Annotated in this window: 14 protein-coding genes; all 14 read right to left on the reverse strand. The window is 68.1% G+C overall.

The window, feature by feature from the left end:
- Positions 1–177: 177 nt before the first annotated feature.
- The gene (locus MFF56_RS07590) at positions 178–1851 is read right to left on the reverse strand and encodes a ribonuclease J (RefSeq protein WP_066921590.1); all 1674 of its coding nucleotides are present in this window, start codon (positions 1849–1851) and stop codon (positions 178–180) included.
- A 13-nt stretch (positions 1852–1864) separates the two neighbouring features.
- Complete coding sequence (locus tag MFF56_RS07595; RefSeq protein WP_066921618.1) at positions 1865–2683, reverse strand: biotin--[acetyl-CoA-carboxylase] ligase; 819 nt, start codon at positions 2681–2683, stop codon at positions 1865–1867.
- Positions 2680–4128 carry an NADH-quinone oxidoreductase subunit NuoN gene (gene nuoN / locus MFF56_RS07600; protein ID WP_238229902.1) on the reverse strand — a complete coding sequence of 483 codons (1449 nt, stop codon included), beginning with the start codon at positions 4126–4128 and terminating at the stop codon, positions 2680–2682. Before nuoN ends, MFF56_RS07595 begins: the two co-directional genes overlap by 4 nt.
- A gap of 9 nt (positions 4129–4137) precedes the next feature.
- Positions 4138–5658, reverse strand: coding sequence for an NADH-quinone oxidoreductase subunit M (locus tag MFF56_RS07605; protein WP_066921594.1), 1521 nt, complete (start codon positions 5656–5658; stop codon positions 4138–4140).
- Positions 5658–7754, reverse strand: coding sequence for an NADH-quinone oxidoreductase subunit L (nuoL, locus tag MFF56_RS07610; protein ID WP_238229903.1), 2097 nt, complete (start codon positions 7752–7754; stop codon positions 5658–5660). The genes MFF56_RS07605 and nuoL overlap by 1 nt, the downstream gene beginning before the upstream one ends.
- Before the next feature lie 89 nt (positions 7755–7843).
- Positions 7844–8149 (reverse strand): NADH-quinone oxidoreductase subunit NuoK, encoded by a 306-nt coding sequence (nuoK, locus tag MFF56_RS07615; protein WP_066921598.1) that lies wholly within the window; start codon positions 8147–8149, stop codon positions 7844–7846.
- Positions 8150–8166: 17 nt separating this feature from the next.
- Entirely contained in the window at positions 8167–8787 is a 621-nt protein-coding gene (locus MFF56_RS07620; RefSeq protein ID WP_066921600.1) for an NADH-quinone oxidoreductase subunit J, read from the reverse strand.
- A 127-nt stretch (positions 8788–8914) separates the two neighbouring features.
- A complete protein-coding gene (gene nuoI, locus MFF56_RS07625; protein ID WP_066921602.1) occupies positions 8915–9403 on the reverse strand; it encodes an NADH-quinone oxidoreductase subunit NuoI in 489 nt (162 codons plus the stop codon).
- A 22-nt stretch (positions 9404–9425) separates the two neighbouring features.
- Positions 9426–10448, reverse strand: coding sequence for an NADH-quinone oxidoreductase subunit NuoH (gene nuoH / locus MFF56_RS07630; RefSeq protein WP_066921604.1), 1023 nt, complete (start codon positions 10446–10448; stop codon positions 9426–9428).
- A gap of 11 nt (positions 10449–10459) precedes the next feature.
- Positions 10460–12529, reverse strand: a complete 2070-nt coding sequence (gene nuoG, locus MFF56_RS07635; protein ID WP_066921606.1) for an NADH-quinone oxidoreductase subunit NuoG — start codon at positions 12527–12529, stop codon at positions 10460–10462.
- Positions 12530–12569: 40 nt separating this feature from the next.
- On the reverse strand, positions 12570–13871 hold the full coding sequence (nuoF, locus tag MFF56_RS07640) for an NADH-quinone oxidoreductase subunit NuoF (RefSeq protein ID WP_066921608.1): 1302 nt from the start codon (positions 13869–13871) through the stop codon (positions 12570–12572).
- 1 nt (position 13872) lies between these two features.
- The gene (gene nuoE, locus MFF56_RS07645; RefSeq protein ID WP_082772998.1) at positions 13873–14961 is read right to left on the reverse strand and encodes an NADH-quinone oxidoreductase subunit NuoE; all 1089 of its coding nucleotides are present in this window, start codon (positions 14959–14961) and stop codon (positions 13873–13875) included.
- A gap of 22 nt (positions 14962–14983) precedes the next feature.
- On the reverse strand, positions 14984–16174 hold the full coding sequence (locus MFF56_RS07650; RefSeq protein ID WP_066921610.1) for an NADH-quinone oxidoreductase subunit D: 1191 nt from the start codon (positions 16172–16174) through the stop codon (positions 14984–14986).
- A 14-nt stretch (positions 16175–16188) separates the two neighbouring features.
- A complete protein-coding gene (locus MFF56_RS07655; protein WP_066921612.1) occupies positions 16189–16836 on the reverse strand; it encodes an NADH-quinone oxidoreductase subunit C in 648 nt (215 codons plus the stop codon).
- Positions 16837–16839 lie beyond the last annotated feature (3 nt).

Here is a 16839-nt window from a genome sequence, read left to right on the forward strand (position 1 = left end):
GCGGGGTGAGGAATGAGAACTCTACGGACGGGGCGAGCCACCGCCGCGGAACCGCGAAGACCCCTCCGTAGGGCCCGGGGCCCTCACCCTGTCCCTCTCCCGCACGGGAGAGGAGACTTGCACCTCGTTCGGACGATGGGTGAATACGATAGCCCGCAGAGGGTGGGCGCTTGAGCCTCAGACTTCGACCACCTGCACGTGGCAGGCGGGCTTCTTGCCCCAGGCCTCGTTGACGGCGGTGCGGACGGCCCGGTCCACCGTCTTCTCGACGCCCTCCGAGTCCTTCAGCTTGCCCTTCGACATCTTGGCCAGCGTGTCGGTGACCGCATCGACCACAGCCTCGATCAGCGGCTCGCCGGTGCGGCCGCGGTTCGGCAGGCCGATGATGTCGATGGCGGGCTCGCCCAGCACCACGCCGTCCTCGTCGATGGCGATGGCGACCGAGACGAGGCCGGCCTGAGCGAGCTTGCGCCGCTCGGGGATCGCCCGGTCTTTGTCGTCGATCAGGACGTTGCCGTCCTTGAACAGCCGGCCTGCCTTGACGTGCGTGATCACCTCCGGCTTGCCGGGCGCCAGCCGGATCAGGCTGCCGTTGCGCGCCTTGACCACGTTCTGCACGCCCTGCGCCCGGGCGAAGCGGGCGTGCTCGTCGAGGTGGAGCGCCTCGCCGTGCACGGGGATCGCGGTGCCGGGCCGGGTCCAGGCGTACATCTGGGCCATCTCGTCCCGGCGCGGGTGGCCGGAAACGTGGACGAGCTCGGTGCGGTCCGTGATGACCTCGACGCCCTGCTCGATCAGGTCGTTAATGATCGAGCCGACGTCCCGCTCGTTGCCGGGGATGGCGCGCGAGGAGAAGATCACCCGGTCGCCGCCCGCGAGCTGGATGTCGGGATGGTCGCGGCGCGAGACGCGGGCGAGCGCCGCGCGCGGTTCGCCCTGCGAGCCGGTGAGCAGCGCCACGACCTTCTCGCGCGGCAGGCTCTTCCAGGAATCGGCGCGGCGGAAGTCCGGCAGGCCGTCGAGGTAGCCGCACTCGCGGGCGACGTCGATCACCCGGTCCATGGCGCGGCCGACCGCGATCACCTCGCGGCCGCAGGCCTGAGCGGCCTCGGCGACCGCGCGGATGCGGGCGACGTTCGACGCGAAGGTCGTGACTGCGACGCGGTGGGGCGCCTCGGCAACGATCCGGCGCAGCGTCTGCGAGACCTCGGCCTCGGAGGGCGAGAAGCCCTCTCGGACCACGTTGGTCGAGTCGCAAACGAGCGCCAGGATGCCCTCGTCGCCGAGCGCGGTGAACGCCTCCGGCGAGGTGACCGAGCCGGCGACCGGCGTCGGGTCGATCTTCCAGTCGCCGGTGTGCACGACAAGGCCTGCCGCCGTCCGGATCGCGATGGCGTTCGATTCCGGGATCGAGTGCGAGACCGGCACGAATTCGAGGTCGAACGGCCCGACCGTTACCCGCCGGCCCGGCTTCACCTCACGCAGCTCCACCTTTGGGGCGCCCGGCTCGCCGAGGCGGCGGGTCTCGAGCAGGTTCTTGGCGAAGCGCGTCGCGTAGACCGGAACCTTCAAGCGCGGCCAGAGCTCGCTGATCGCACCGATATGGTCCTCGTGCGCGTGGGTAATGAAGATCCCGAGAAGGTCCTTGCGGCGCTCCTCAATGAAGCTGAGATCCGGGAACATCAGGTCGATGCCGGGCATCGCCTCCTCGCCCGCGAAGCCCATGCCGCAATCGACCATGATCCACTTGCGACCCTTCTCGGGGCCGAAGCCGTAGAGGGCCGCGTTCATCCCGATCTCGCCCACCCCGCCGAGTGGCAGGAAGACGAGTTCGTCCTGTTTCGTTGTCATCGTTCGTCCAACCTCACGCCGCCGTTGCGGCCGTTCCAAAATGCACTTCGCCGGCCGTCACCAGCCTGCGTGCACCGTCCGGGGCGGACATGACGAGCCGCCCCCCCTCGTCGATCTCCTCAAACCGCCCGCGCACGGTCTCCGTGCCGATGCGGACCGCGACGGGCTGACCCAGCCCCGCGGCGCGTGCGAGCCAGCGCCCGCGAATCCCGTTGAACCCGCGCCCGCCATCCCAGGCGCGCGCAGCCCCGGCCAGCCGGTCGGCCAGAAGTTCCAGCACCGTCTCCGCGTCGGTCGCGTATCCCGCGCCCTGAAGCGAGACGGCCCGGTCGGCGAACGCCACCGGCACAGCGGCCACGTTGACGCCGAAGCCGATCACGAGCGTGCGGCGCCCGCCCGGCAGCGTCTCGGCCTCTAGGAGGATGCCAGCGAGCTTCGCATTACCGCAAAGAACGTCGTTCGGCCACTTGAGACGGAAAGATCGGTCCGCGGCGGCCGGATCACAGACCGGCGCGGTGCCGCAGGCCGCCTCTATGGCCTCGATCAGGGCGACGCCCGCCACGAAGCCCAGCGTCGCGAGGCGCTCCGGATCGAGGCCGGCGGCCGGCCAGAGCACGCTCGCCGCGAGGTTGCCGGGGAGCGAGGCCCAGGCGTTCCCGCGCCGGCCCCGTCCCGCCTCCTGGACCCGTGCAGCGATCCAGAGCGGCCCGGTCTCGCCGGCCCGTGCCACGGCCAACGCCTCCGCGTTGGTCGAGCCGAGGCGCTCATGGACGTGGAGGCGGTGTCCGTCGGCCCGGGCGGCTGCGCCCAGGCGGTATCCGGTGCGCGTCAGAACAGCGACCTCGCCGCCGCCTCGGCCGCGCCGCGGAGCGGGGCCGGCAACACGAAGAACAGGATCACGACGACGCTCGACAGGGCGAGCACGATGCGCAGGCCCGGGGCCATGGCCTCGTAGGGCGCCTTCGGCTCGTCGAAATACATGATCTTGACGATGCGCAGGTAGTAGTAGGCCCCGACCACGCTGGTCACCACGCCGATCACCGCGAGGGTGAAGAGCTTCGCCTCGATGGCGGCGGCGAAGACGTAGAACTTGCCGAAGAACCCGGCCAGCGGCGGGATACCGGCGAGCGAGAACATGATCATGGCGAGCAGGAAGGCCAGCCACGGATGGGTGCGCGAGAGGCCCGACAGGTCCTCGATCGTGTCGAACATCTCGTTCCGGCGGCGCAGCGACAGGATGATCGCGAAGGCGCCGAGCGTCATGGCGAGGTAGATGATCATGTAGATCACCACGCCGAAGATGCCCTGCTCGGTGCCCGCCGCCAGACCAATCAGCGCGTAGCCGATGTTGCCGATCGACGAGTAGGCCATCAGGCGCTTGATGCTGCGCTGGCCGATCGCCGCGAAGGAGCCGAGCGCCATCGAGGCGATCGAGATGAAGACGACGATCTGCTGCCAGATCGCGGTGACGTCCGGCAGCGCGCCGATGAAGATCCGCACCGTCATGGCGACGGCGGCCATCTTCGGCGCCGAGGCGAAGAACGCGGTCACCGGCGTCGGGGCGCCCTCGTAGACGTCGGGCGTCCACATGTGGAACGGCACGGCCGACATCTTGAAGGCGACGGCGGCAGCCACGAACACGATGCCGAGCACGATGCCGAAGCCGGCATTGCTCTCGTTCAGCGCCGAGACGATCCCCGGGAACGAGACGGTACCGGTGAAGCCGTAGATCAGCGACGAGCCGTAGAGCAGCATGCCGGACGAGAGGGCGCCGAGCACGAAGTACTTGAGGCCGGCCTCCGTCGAGCGGAGGTCGTCGCGGTGGAACGAGGCGATCACGTAGAGGGCGAGCGACTGCAGCTCGAGGCCGAGATAGAGCGCGATCAGATCGTTGGCCGAGACCATCACCATCATGCCGATGGTGGAGAGCACGACGAGGATCGGGAACTCGAACCGGTCGATGCCTGCGCGCTGGAAGTAGTCGCGCGAGAGCAGGATGGTGGCGGCCGAGCCGAGCAGCACCAGCGCCTTCATCACCTTGGAGAACCCGTCCTGGATGAAGGAGCCCGAGAGCGTCGTCACCTTCACTCCGGGCGCCTGCGAGACCACCACGAAGAAGGCCAGCAGGAGCAGCAGGAGCGCGCCGACATTGACGCCCTCCACCGACTTCTCGCCCCGGAAGGCGCCGTAGAGGATCAGCACCATCACGCCGGCGCTGAGTATGATCTCAGGCAGGAGCGGCGCCAGGGTGGGGAGCACGGAGTGAACTGTCGGCATCTCTGAATCTCAGCGCGCCAGCGGCAGCGCGTTGGCCGCGGTCTGCGTGGTCGAGAGGGCGGAGCGGATGCCCGTCATCAGGGCCTCCGTGGAGGGCGCGAAGGTGTCGAGGATCGGGGCCGGGTGCACGCCGTAATAGATCGTCAGGAAGACGAGTGGCGCCAGGATCAGCTTCTCGCGGTTGTCGAGGTCGAGGATGCCCTGCAGGTTCGGCTTCTCCAGCTTGCCGTAGATCACCCGGGCGTAGAGCCAGAGCGCGTAGCCCGCCGACAGGATGATGCCGAAGACCGAGAAGAAGGCCACCGTCGGGTTCGCCTTGAAGGCACCCATCATGGCCAGGAACTCGCCGACGAAGCCGGAGGTGCCGGGGAGGCCGACATTGGCCATGGTGAAGACCATCATGGCGACCGCGTAGAGCGGCATGCGCTTCACGAGGCCGCCATAGGCCGCGATCTCGCGGGTGTGCATGCGGTCGTAGACCACGCCGACGCCGAGGAAGAGCGCGCCCGACACGATGCCGTGCGAGATCATCAGGAACAGCGCGCCCTGGATGCCCTGCTCGTTCAGCGTGAACAGACCCAGCGTCACGAAGCCCATATGCGCCACCGACGAGTAGGCGATCAGCTTCTTGATGTCGGTCTGCATCATCGCTGTGAGCGAGGTGAAGATGATCGCGATCACCGAGAGGGCGAACACCAGCGGCGCGAACTCCTGGCTGGCGATCGGCAGCATCGGCAGTGAGATCCGGATGAAGCCGTAGCCGCCCATCTTCAGGAGGATGCCGGCCAGGATCACCGAGCCCGCGGTCGGCGCCTCGACGTGGGCGTCGGGGAGCCAGGTATGGACCGGCCACATCGGCATCTTCACCGCGAAGGAGGCGAAGAAGGCGAGCCAGAGCCAGGTCTGCATCTGCGCCGGGAAGCGGGTCTGCAGCAGGGTCGGGATGTCGGTCGTGCCGGCGTGCCAGTACATCGCCATGATGGCGAGGAGCATCAGCACCGAGCCAAGCAGGGTGTAGAGGAAGAACTTGAAGCTCGCGTAGATGCGCCGCTTGCCGCCCCAGATGCCGATGATGAGGAACATCGGGATCAGGCCTGCCTCGAAGAACAGGTAGAATAGCACCAGGTCGAGGGCGCAGAACACGCCGATCATCGTCGTCTCGAGGACGAGGAAGGCGACGAAGTACTCCTTCACGCGGTGCTCGATGGAGTGCCACGACGCGCCGATGCAGAAGGGCATTAGGAAGGTCGTGAGCAGCATCAGCGGCATCGAGAAACCGTCGAGGCCGAGCTTGAAGCGGATGTTCTCGGCGAGCCACGCGTGGTTCTCGACGAGCTGGAAGCTCGGCGAGGCGGCGTCGTAGCGGCCCCAGGCCACCAGCGAGAGCAGGAAGGTGATGATGGTCGTGGCGAGCGCGGCCCAGCGGGCGTTGCGCTTCACGCTGGCCTCGTCGCCGTTCAGCGTGAGGATGAAGGCGGCGCCGCAGAGCGGGACGATCAGCAGGCCGGAGAGGATGCCGAGGCCGAACATCAGTGCGCACCCCTGGGGAGACCGGTCATCATGTACCAGCTGATCAGGCCGGCGACGCCGATCAGCATGACGAAGGCGTAGTGGTAGACGTAGCCGGTCTGGAAGCGGACGACGCCGCGGGTCACGTCGATCACCCGGGCGGCGATGCCGTCAGGCCCGGCGCCGTCGATGGCGCGGCCGTCGACCTGCTTCCAGAGGAAGATGCCGAAGCCCTTGGCGGGACGCACGAAGATCCGATCGTAGAGCTCGTCGAAATACCACTTGTTGAGCAGGAAGCGGTACAGCGAGGGCTGCTGCTCGGCGAGCCTATGAGGAAGCTCGGGCCGGCGGATGTACATCCAGAAGGCCACGACGAAGCCGGCGAGCATCATCACGAAGGGCAGCGCGGCGACGAGGCCCGGCACGTTGTGGATGTCGTGCATGATGTGGTTGTCGGGCCCGTGCGCCAGGGCGTGGCCCCAGAAGGCGTCCATGCCCTCGCCGATGAACCTGTTCTTGAAGATCAGGCCGGCGAACAGCGCGCCGAAGGCGAGCACCGCGAGCGGGATCGTCATCACGAGCGGGCTCTCGTGGGGCGTGTGGGGCGCGTGGTCGTGGTGCTCCACGGCCGAGTGCGAGGCCGGCTCGATGTCGTGGCCCTTGTCGTCGTGGGCGACGCCCTCGTGGTGGCCGGGCGCGCCGTCCGCCTCGTGCGCGGTCGCCGAATGGGCGACGGCCGGGGCGTGGTGATCATCATGGCCGTGCGCGCCGTTATGCACCCAGCGGGCCGGGCCCTCGAAGGTCATGAAGAACAGGCGCCAGGAGTAGAACGAGGTGAAGAAGGCCGCGATCACGGTGGCGAAGAATGCCAGCGTGTGCCCGGGCCGCGTCGACATGTAGGCCGCCTCGATGATGGCGTCCTTCGAGTAGTAGCCGGCCGTGAACGGGAAGCCGATCAGCGCGAGCGTTCCGATCGCCATCATGGCGGTGGTGAAGGGAATGTAGGGGCGTAAGCTCCCCATGTTCCGCATGTCCTGCTCGTGGTGCATCGCGTGGATCACCGAGCCGGCCCCAAGGAACAGCAGCGCCTTGAAGAAGGCGTGCGTGAAGAGGTGGAACACGCCCGCCGCGTATGCGCCGACGCCGAGCGCCACGAACATGTAGCCGAGCTGCGAACAGGTCGAGTAGGCGATCACGCGCTTGATGTCGTTCTGCACGAGGCCGACGGTGGCGGCGAAGAAGGCCGTGATGCCGCCGATCACCGTGACGACGATGAGCGCGTTGGGGGCGAGTTCGAAGAGCGGCGACAGCCTCGCGACCATGAAGACGCCGGCGGTGACCATGGTGGCCGCGTGGATGAGCGCCGAGACCGGGGTCGGGCCCTCCATCGCGTCCGGCAGCCAGGTGTGCAGCAGGAACTGCGCCGACTTGCCCATCGCGCCCATGAACAGGAGCAGACAGGCCAGCGTGAGCGCGTGCCAGTCGTAGCCGAGGAAGTGGAAGGTCGCGTCCTTGAACTCGCCCACCCGCGGGAAGATGCCGTCGAAGCCGACGGCGCCGAACAGGACGAAGACGAGGAAGATGCCGAGCGAGAAGCCGAAATCGCCGACGCGGTTGACGATGAAGGCCTTCATCGCGGCGGCGTTGGCCGAGGGCTTCTCGTACCAGAAGCCGATCAGCAGGTAGGAGGCGAGGCCGACGCCCTCCCAGCCGAAGAACATCTGCACGAGGTTGTCGGCCGTCACCAGCATCAGCATGGCGAAGGTGAAGAGTGACAGGTAGGCGAAGAACCGCGGCCGGTGCGGGTCCTCGTGCATGTAGCCGATGGAGTAGAGGTGCACGAGCGTCGACACCGAGGTCACGACGACGAGCATCACCCGGGTCAGCGTGTCGATCCGGAAGGCCCAGTCGACCGTGAGGTCGCCGGCCGTGAACCACGTCGCGACCTGCACGCGGACGGCCTCGCCGCCCTCGATGAACACGCCCCAGGACAGGAGCGCCGCGAAGGCGAGGCAGGCGGTGGTGACGTACTCGCTCGCCCGCGCGCCGATGAGGCGGCCGAACAGCCCGGCGACGAGCGCGCCGATGAGCGGGAAGAAGACGATCGCGTGATACATCGTTCTCTTAGCAGTCCGGCCTCGGGGCGCGCGGAGGCATGCCGCGAACCCTCGGGTTTCAGGTCAGGGCGAGTCGGCTCTGGGCGCCTCTAGCCCTTCATCATGCTCACGTCCTCGACCGCGATGGAGCCGCGGTTGCGGAAGAACACCACCAGGATGGCGAGGCCGATGGCGGCCTCGGCGGCGGCCACGGTCAGCACGAAGAGCGCGAAGACCTGGCCGGTGATGTCGTTGAGGTGGGTCGAGAACGCCACGAGGTTGATATTCACCGCGAGCAGGATCAGCTCGACCGACATCAGGATTACGATGATATTCTTGCGGTTGATGAAGATGCCGAGCACGCCAAGCGTGAACAGGATCGCCGCGACGGTGAGGTAGTGGCTCAGGCCGATCATGGTGCTGTCCTCGCTCCTCAGACCTCGACGCCCTGGCGCGAGGGCACCTTGCGGTTCTCCACGGCCATGCCTTGCGTGCGGGCGTTCTGCACGGCGATGTTCTGACGCTTCACGCCGGGGCGGTCGCGCAGGGTCAGCACGATGGCGCCGATCATAGCGACGAGCAGGATCAGCCCGGCGAGCTGGAAGAAGTAGACGTACTCCGTGTAGAGCACCCGGCCGAGCGCGGCCGTGTTCGTCAGGTTCTCGGCAGCGGCCGGGTTGCCCAGCGGCGTCTGAACGAGGCCCGGATCGATGGTCCAGGAGCCTACAACCAGCAGGATCTCGATCAGGAAGATCACCCCGATCAGCGCGCCGACCGGCAGGTATTGCTGGAAGCCCTGGCGTAGCTCGGCGAAATCCACGTCGAGCATCATCACGACGAAGAGGAACAGCACCGCGACGGCGCCGACATAGACGACCACCAGGATCATGGCCAGGAACTCGGCGCCCATCAGGACGAAGAGTCCTGCGGCATTCACGAAGGCGAGGATCAGGAACAGAACCGACGCCACGGGGTTTCGGGAGGCGATCACCATGAACCCGGAGGCGATGGCGACCCCCGCGAACAGGTAGAAGAAGGCGGCTGCTGCGGTCATGCGCTTGTCAGGATCGGCCGCGCGGGGCGGCCCCTTCTGCCTCGTGGGTGGACACGGCCAGCGCGGGCTGGCCGTCCTATAGAACCGGGGTCCCCGCCACACAAGGCGCCGAGGAAGCTTGTCCCTGTCAGCGGTAGGGGGCGTCCATCGCGATGTTGCGGGCGATCTCGCGCTCCCAGCGATCGCCGTTCAGCAGGAGCTTCTGCTTGTCGTAGAGCAGCTCCTCGCGGGTCTCGACCGAGAACTCGAAGTTCGGACCCTCGACGATGGCGTCCACGGGGCAGGCCTCCTGGCACATGCCGCAGTAGATGCACTTCACCATGTCGATGTCGTAGCGCGTGGTGCGCCGCGTGCCGTCATTGCGGCGCGGGCCCGCCTCGATGGTGATGGCCTGGGCCGGGCAGATCGCCTCGCAGAGCTTGCAGGCGATGCAGCGCTCCTCGCCGTTCGGGTAGCGGCGCAGCGCGTGCTCGCCCCGGAAGCGCGGGCCGCGGTGGCCCATCTCGAAGGGGTAGTTGATCGTCGCCTTCGGCTTGAAGAAGTACTTCATGGCGAGGACGAACCCCGACACGAACTCCTTCAGGAGAAGGCTCCTGGCGACCTGATCGAGCTTCATGCCCGAATCTCCGATGTTGCTGTCACGCTCCCGGCGCGAGGCCGGTGAGCTTGAGGACGAAGGCGACGACGACGACCGAGATCAGCGAGAGGGGCAGGAACACCTTCCAGCCGAGGCGCATGAGCTGGTCGTAGCGGTAGCGCGGCACCATGGCCTTCACCATGGCGATCATGAAGAACAGGAAGCTCGCTTTAAGGGCGAACCAGATCAGGCCCGGTACCCAGGTGAAGGGCGCGAACGGGATCGGCGAGAGCCAGCCGCCGAGGAACAGCACGGTCCCGAGCGCACACATGGTCATGATGGCCACGTACTCGCCCAGCATGAAGAGCAGGTACGGCGTCGAGGAGTACTCGACCATGTAGCCGGCCACCAGCTCCGACTCGGCCTCCGGCAAGTCGAAGGGCGGGCGGTTCGTCTCGGCGAGCGCAGAGATGAAGAACACCACGAACATCGGGAACAGCCAGAGCCAGTACCACCCGAACAGGCCGAGGCTGGTGTCCTGCGCCATCACGATGCGCGAGAGGTTGAGCGAGCCGGCGCAGAGCAGGACGCAGATGATCACGAAGCCGAGCGAGACCTCGTAGGAGATCATCTGCGCGGCCGAGCGCAGCGCGCCCAGGAAGGCGTATTTCGAGTTCGAGGCCCAGCCGCCCATGATGACGCCGTAGACGCCCAAGCTGGAGATCGCGAAGATGTAGGTGATGCCGACGTTGATATCGGCGATCGCCCACCCTTCCGCGAGCGGGATCACCGCCCAGGAGGCGAGCGCCAGCGTGGCGAAGACGAGCGGCGCCAGCAGGTAGATGCCCTTGTTGGCGCCCGCCGGGATCACCGGCTCCTTGATCACGAACTTGATCAGGTCGGCGAACGACTGGAACAGGCCCCAGGGCCCGACCACGTTCGGGCCGCGGCGCAGCTGCACGGCCGCCCAGATCTTGCGGTCGGCGAGCAGCGCGTAGGCGATGAAGACAAGGAGCGCGGAGAGGAGTACGAGGCTCTTCAGCGCGATCAGGAGCACCGTCCCGACGATCTCGAGGGTTGTCATCGGCGGTGCTCCTACTCGGCCGCCTCGAGCGCGCGCCCGCGGGCGAGACTCGAACACTCGGCGAGTACCCGCGAGGCGCGGGCGATCGGGTTGGTGAAGTAGAAGTCGCGGACCGGCGACTGGAAGGCGCCGCGGGCGCCTTCCCCGCTTAAGGTCGCGAGGCGCTCGAGCGCGGCAGCGAGGTCGCTCCCGGCGACGCTGCCGACGGCCGCAAGGTGCGGGTGCTCGGCGTAGAGCGCGCGGCGCAGCGCAGTGAGCGAATCGTAGGGCAGCTTCTTGCCCAGCACGTCCGAGAGGGCGCGCAGGATCGCCCAGTCCTCGCGGGCGTCGCCCGGCGGGAAGCCGGCGCGGTTGGCCTGCTGCACGCGGCCCTCCGTGTTCACGTAGGTCGCGTTCTTCTCGGTGTAGGCGGCGCCCGGCAGGATCACGTCGGCGCGGGTGGCGCCGCGGTCGCCGTGGGTGCCCTGGTAGATCACGAAGGCGCCAGGCGCCACCTCGCACTCGTCGGCGCCGAGGTTGAACAGCACGTCCACGCCGCCGCCGACGATGCCGGCGAAGTCGAGACCGCCCTCCCCCGGCACGAAGCCGAGATCGAGCGCGCCGACGCGGGCCGCCGCGTTGTGCAGCACGCCGAAGCCGTTCCAGTCGGACGTCACCGCGCCGACGTCGCGCGCGAGCTGTGCCGCGGCGGCGAGCACGCCCGGCTGGTTCGCCGCAGACTCGCCGACGATGATCAGCGGATGGTTGGCGGCCTTCAGGGCCTCCAGGAAGCTGTGCTCGCCCCGCGTCAGGGCGGCGAGCGAATCGGGACCCGCGCCGATCTGGACGTGGGGGTAGGTCAGGTCGGCAGGCTCGCCGATCATGCCCACCGCGAGCGGGGCCATGCGCCAGCGCTTGCGGATGCGCACGTTCAGCATCGAGGCCTCGATGCGCGGGTTGGTGCCGACCAGCAGGATCGCGTCGGCCTGCTCGATGCCAGGAATGGTCGGGTTGAAGGTGTAGGCAGCCCGGCCCCAGGCCGGGTCGAGGCCGGTGCCGGCCTGACGGCAATCGATATTGGTGACGCCGAGCGAGCCCATCAGCTGCTTGAGCGCGAAAACCTCCTCGACGGCGGCGAGGTCACCCACCACGGCGCCGACGCGCTTCGGGTCGGCGCCCTTGAGCTTGGCGGCGATCGCCTGGAACGCCTCGCCCCAGGAGGCGGGGCGGAGCCGCCCGTTCTCGCGCAGGAAGGGGCGGTCAAGGCGCTGGAGGCGCAGCCCGTCCACGGCGTGGCGGGTCTTGTCGGAGATCCACTCCTCGTTGATCTCCTCGTTGACGCGCGGCTCGATCTGCATGACCTCGCGGCCGCGGGCGTCGACGCGGATCGCCGAGCCCACCGCGTCCATCACGTCGACCGACTCGGTCTTCGAGAGCTCCCAGGGGCGGACGTTGTAGCTCTGCGGCTTGTGCACGAGCGCGCCGACCGGGCAGAGGTCGGCGACGTTGCCCTGCAGCTCCGAGTTCATCGCCTGTTCGAGGTAGCTGGTGATCTCCATGTCCTCGCCGCGGCCGATCGCGCCGAGATCCGGCACGCCCGCGACCTCCGCCAGGAAGCGCACGCAGCGGGTGCAATGGATGCAGCGGTTCATCGCGGTCCGCACGAGCGGACCGATATACTTCTCCTCGACCGCGCGCTTGTTCTCGCTGTAGCGCGTCGAGTCGACGCCGTAGGCCATCGCCTGGTCCTGCAGGTCGCAGTGGCCGCCCTGATCGCAGATCGGGCAATCGAGCGGGTGGTTGATGAGGAGGAACTCCATCACCCCCTCGCGGGCCTTCTTCGTCCCGCCCGAGCGCGTCAGCACCTCCGGCGGCTCGCCGTTCGGGCCCGGGCGGCAATCCTTCACCGCGTAGGCGCAGGAGGCCACGGGCTTGGGCGCGCCCTTCAACTCGACCAGGCACATGCGGCAATTGCCGGCGATCGACAGCCGCTCGTGGAAGCAGAAGCGCGGGATCTCCGCGCCCGCGACCTCGCAGGCCTGGAGCAGCGTGTACTCGGCCGGGACGTCAACCTCGATGCCGTCGACGAGAATTTTCGTCATCTGTCTTTCTCGGGCTCGGACTGCGCGGGCGCGGGGCGGATCACTCCGCGGCCATCGGCACGGGGTCCGTGTGCGGGTTGGCGGTGTAGCGGTCGATCCGCTTCTCGATCTCGGGGCGGAAGTGCTTGATCAGGCCCTGGACCGGCCACGCGGCGGCGTCGCCCAGCGCGCAGATCGTGTGGCCCTCGATCTGCTTCGTGACCTCGAACAGCATGTCGATCTCGCGCTTCTGCGCGCGGCCCTTCGACATGCGGGTGAGGACGCGCCACATCCAGCCGGTGCCCTCGCGGCAGGGCGTGCACTGGCCGCAGGACTCGTGCTTGTAGAAGTACGAGATCCGGGTGATTGCCTCGACGATGTCGGTCGACTTGTCGAGGACGATGACCGCCGCGGTGCCAAGGCCTGAGCCGAGGCCGCGCAGGGTGTCGAAGTCCATCTTGGCGTCGATGATCTGCTCGGCCGGCACCAGCGGCACCGAGGAGCCGCCGGGGATCGAGCAGAGCAGGTTGTCCCAGCCGCCGCGCATGCCGCCGCAATACTTGTCGACGAGCTCCCGGAACGTGATCCCGAGCTCCTCCTCGACGTTGCAGGGCTTGTTCACATGGCCGGAGACGCAGAACAGCTTCGAGCCGGTGTTGTTCTTGCCGCCGAGGCCCGCGAACCACGCGCCGCCGCGGCGCAGGATCGTGCCGGCGACCGCGATCGACTCGACGTTGTTCACCGTCGTGGGGCAGCCGTAGAGGCCCATATTGGCCGGGAACGGCGGCTTCAGCCGCGGCATGCCCTTCTTGCCCTCGAGGCTCTCGATGAGGGCCGTCTCCTCGCCGCAGATATAGGCGCCCGCGCCGTGGTGCACGTAGATGTCGAAGGGGTAGCCGTGCACGTTGTCCTGGCCGACCAGCCGCGCCTCGTAGGCCTCGTCGACGGCCTTCTGGAGGGCGTGCTTCTCGGCGACGTACTCGCCGCGGATGTAGACGTAGCAGGCGTGCGCCCCCATCGCGAAGGAGGCGAGCATGCAGCCTTCGATCAGGAGGTGCGGGTCGTGCCGCATGATCTCCCGGTCCTTGCAGGTGCCGGGCTCCGACTCGTCGGCGTTGACCACGAGGTAGTGCGGACGCCCGTCCGACTTCTTCGGCATGAACGACCACTTGAGGCCCGTTGGGAAGCCGGCGCCGCCGCGGCCGCGCAGGCCCGAGGCCTTCATCTCCTCGATGATCCAGTCGCGGCCCATCTCCAGCAGGAACTTGGTGCCGTCCCAGGCGCCGCGCTTCTTCGCGGCATCGAGGCCCGGGGAGTGCAGGCCGTAGAGATTGGTGAAGATGCGGTCCTGATCGGAGAGCATGTCAGGTCCTCTCAGGCTTGGCGGGGGGCTTGGGTTTGCTGCGGCCCTTCGGCAGCTTCGGTGATTCCGCGTTGGGTGCGGGCTCGGAGGGCTCCTCCTCACCCGAGGCGACGGGCTGGGGCGGCGGCACGTCGCGCGGCAGCGACGACTGGGAGCCGGCCTCGGCGCCCGCGGGCTCCAGATCCTTGATGGCCTTCGGCTGGGACCCGGGTGCCTCGGATTTGCCGGCGGTGGAGTGCTCCTGGTCGGCAGCCTCGGCCCTGTCGCCGCCCTTCACCGGCGCCTCGCCGGCGGCCGCGCGCTGGGCCGGGGCATCGCTCGACGTGGTCTCGACCGCCCGGCCGGCATCGGGGCGTGCCGGCTTCGGATTTGTCGCCGCCTGCTGCTCGCTCGACGCGGCCTCGGACTTGCTGGCCTGGGCGCCCTCGTCCTTGCGCGACTCCTCGAAGCGCTTGCGCCACGCGCCGACGCGCGAGCCGTCGTAGAGGGTCGGGTCGGTGAGCGTGTTCGGGCCGCCCAGCGGCTCCGAGGCGTTGCGGTCGATCTGCGAGCCGACCTTGACCGGGCGGCCGGCCGCGAGGTCGTCCATCAGCTTGCCGAGAAGCTCGGGCGTCAGGTCTTCGTAGTAGTCCTGGTTGATCTGCACCATCGGCGCGTTGCAGCACGCGCCCAGGCACTCGACCTCGAGCCACGAGAAGGTGCCGGTCGGATCGACGTGGCCCGAGGGGCCGAGCCGCTGGTGCAGCATGTCCTTCAGCTCGCGCGCGCCGCAGGAATCGCACGGCACCGTCCCGCAGACCTGGATCCAGTAGCGGCCGACCGGCTCCAGCGCGAACATCGTGTAGAAGGTCGCGACCTCAAGCACGCGGATCGCCGGCATGCCGAGCTCCGCCGCGACCGCCTCGATGGCCTTCTGCGGCAGCCAACCGCCGTTCTGCTCCTGGGCGCGCCACAGGAGCGGGATCACGGCCGAGGCCTGACGACCTTCCGGGTACTTGGCGATCTGCCCCTTCGCCCACGCGGCGTTCTCCGGCGTGAACGCGAAGCTCTCGGGCTGCTCGGCGGCGGGGGCTAGTCTGCGGTTGGCCATCGTCTTGAAACCCTTCAGCCGCTCAGCGGTCCACCTCGCCGAAGACGATGTCGAGCGTGCCGAGCACGCAGGACACGTCGGCGAGAAGGTGCCCGCGGCACATCCAGTCCATCGCCTGGAGATGGGCGAAGCCCGGAGCGCGGATCTTGCAGCGGTACGGCTTGTTGGTGCCGTCCGAGACCAGATAGACGCCGAATTCGCCCTTGGGCGCCTCGACCGCGGCGTAGACCTCGCCGGCCGGCACGTGGAACCCTTCCGTGTAGAGCTTGAAGTGGTGGATGAGCGCCTCCATCGAGCGCTTCATCTCCCGGCGCGGCGGCGGCGCGAACTTGCCGTCCACCGAGGCGATCGGGCCCTGGCCGGCGGGCTCGCGCAGCTTGGCGCAGCACTGCTTCATGATCTTCACGGATTCCCGCATCTCCTCCATGCGGATCACCTGGCGATCGTAGGTGTCGCCGTTCTTCCCCACGGGGATGTCGAAATCCATCTCCTCGTAAGCCTCGTAGGGCTGCGACTTGCGCAGGTCCCACGGGATGCCGGAGCCGCGCACCATCACGCCCGAGAAGCCCCAGGCCATCGCCTCTTCGACCGAGACGATGCCGATATCGACGTTGCGCTGCTTGAAGATGCGCGAGCCCATGACGAGCGCGTCGAGGTCGTCCACCACCTGCAGGAAGGGGTCGCAGAAGGCGTCGATGTCGTCGATCAGCGCGGGTGGCAGGTCCTGGTGCACGCCGCCGGGGCGGAAGTAGTTGGCGTGCATCCGGGCTCCGGAAGCGCGCTCGTAGAAGATCATCAGTTTCTCGCGCTCCTCGAAGCCCCAGAGGGGCGGCGTGAGCGCGCCGACGTCCATCGCCTGCGTGGTGACGTTGAGGAGGTGCGAGAGCAGGCGCCCGATCTCGCAGTAGAGCGTGCGGATCAGCTGGGCGCGCCGCGGCACCTCGATGCCGGCGAGCTTCTCGATCGCCAGGCAGAAGGCGTGCTCCTGGTTCATCGGCGACACGTAGTCGAGCCGGTCGAAATAGGGCGTCGCCTGCAGGTAGGTCTTGTGCTCGATCAGCTTCTCGGTGCCGCGGTGCAGGAGGCCGATATGCGGATCGACCCGCTCGACCACCTCGCCGTCGAGCTCCAGCACGAGGCGCAGCACGCCGTGCGCCGCCGGGTGCTGCGGCCCGAAATTGATCGCGAAGTTGCGGATGTTGTGCTCGGTCATGACCGTCTCCGCGCTCAGGCCGTCTTCTTCTCGTCGCCCGGCAGGACGTAGTCCGTGCCTTCCCAGGGCGAGAGGAAGTCGAAGTTGCGGAACTCCTGCGTGAGCTTCACGGGCTCGTAGACCACGCGCGCCTCGTCCTGGTCGTAGCGGACCTCGACGAAGCCGGTGAGCGGGAAGTCCTTGCGCAGCGGGTGCCCCTCGAAGCCGTAATCGGTGAGCAGGCGGCGCAGGTCGGGATGGCCCGAGAACAGGATGCCGTAGAGGTCGTAGGTCTCGCGCTCGAACCAGTTCGCCGCCGGGAAGATGTCGATCACTGAGGGGACGGGCGTGGTCTCGTCGGTCTGTACCTTCACCCGGATGCGGGTATTATGGCGGAGCGAGAGCAGATGGTAGACGACGTCGAAGCGCCGCTCGCGGCCCGGATAGTCCACACCGCAGATGTCGATGAAGCAGCGGAAGCCGCAAGCGGGATCATCGCGCAGGTAGGTCAGCGCGTAGACAATGTCGGAGGCCTGAACCACGAGGGTCAGCTCGCCGAAGGCGATGCCGCGCTCGACGATCGCCGGCCCGAGCGCCCCGCCGATCCGCTCGGAGAGCGCGGCGAGCGCGCCGTCTCCCTGCTCGGGCTGGGTGTGGGCGAGGATGGAAATGCCGTTCGTCATGTC

It is taken from the genome of Methylobacterium hispanicum (assembly GCF_022179285.1).
GTDB lineage: Bacteria > Pseudomonadota > Alphaproteobacteria > Rhizobiales > Beijerinckiaceae > Methylobacterium > Methylobacterium hispanicum.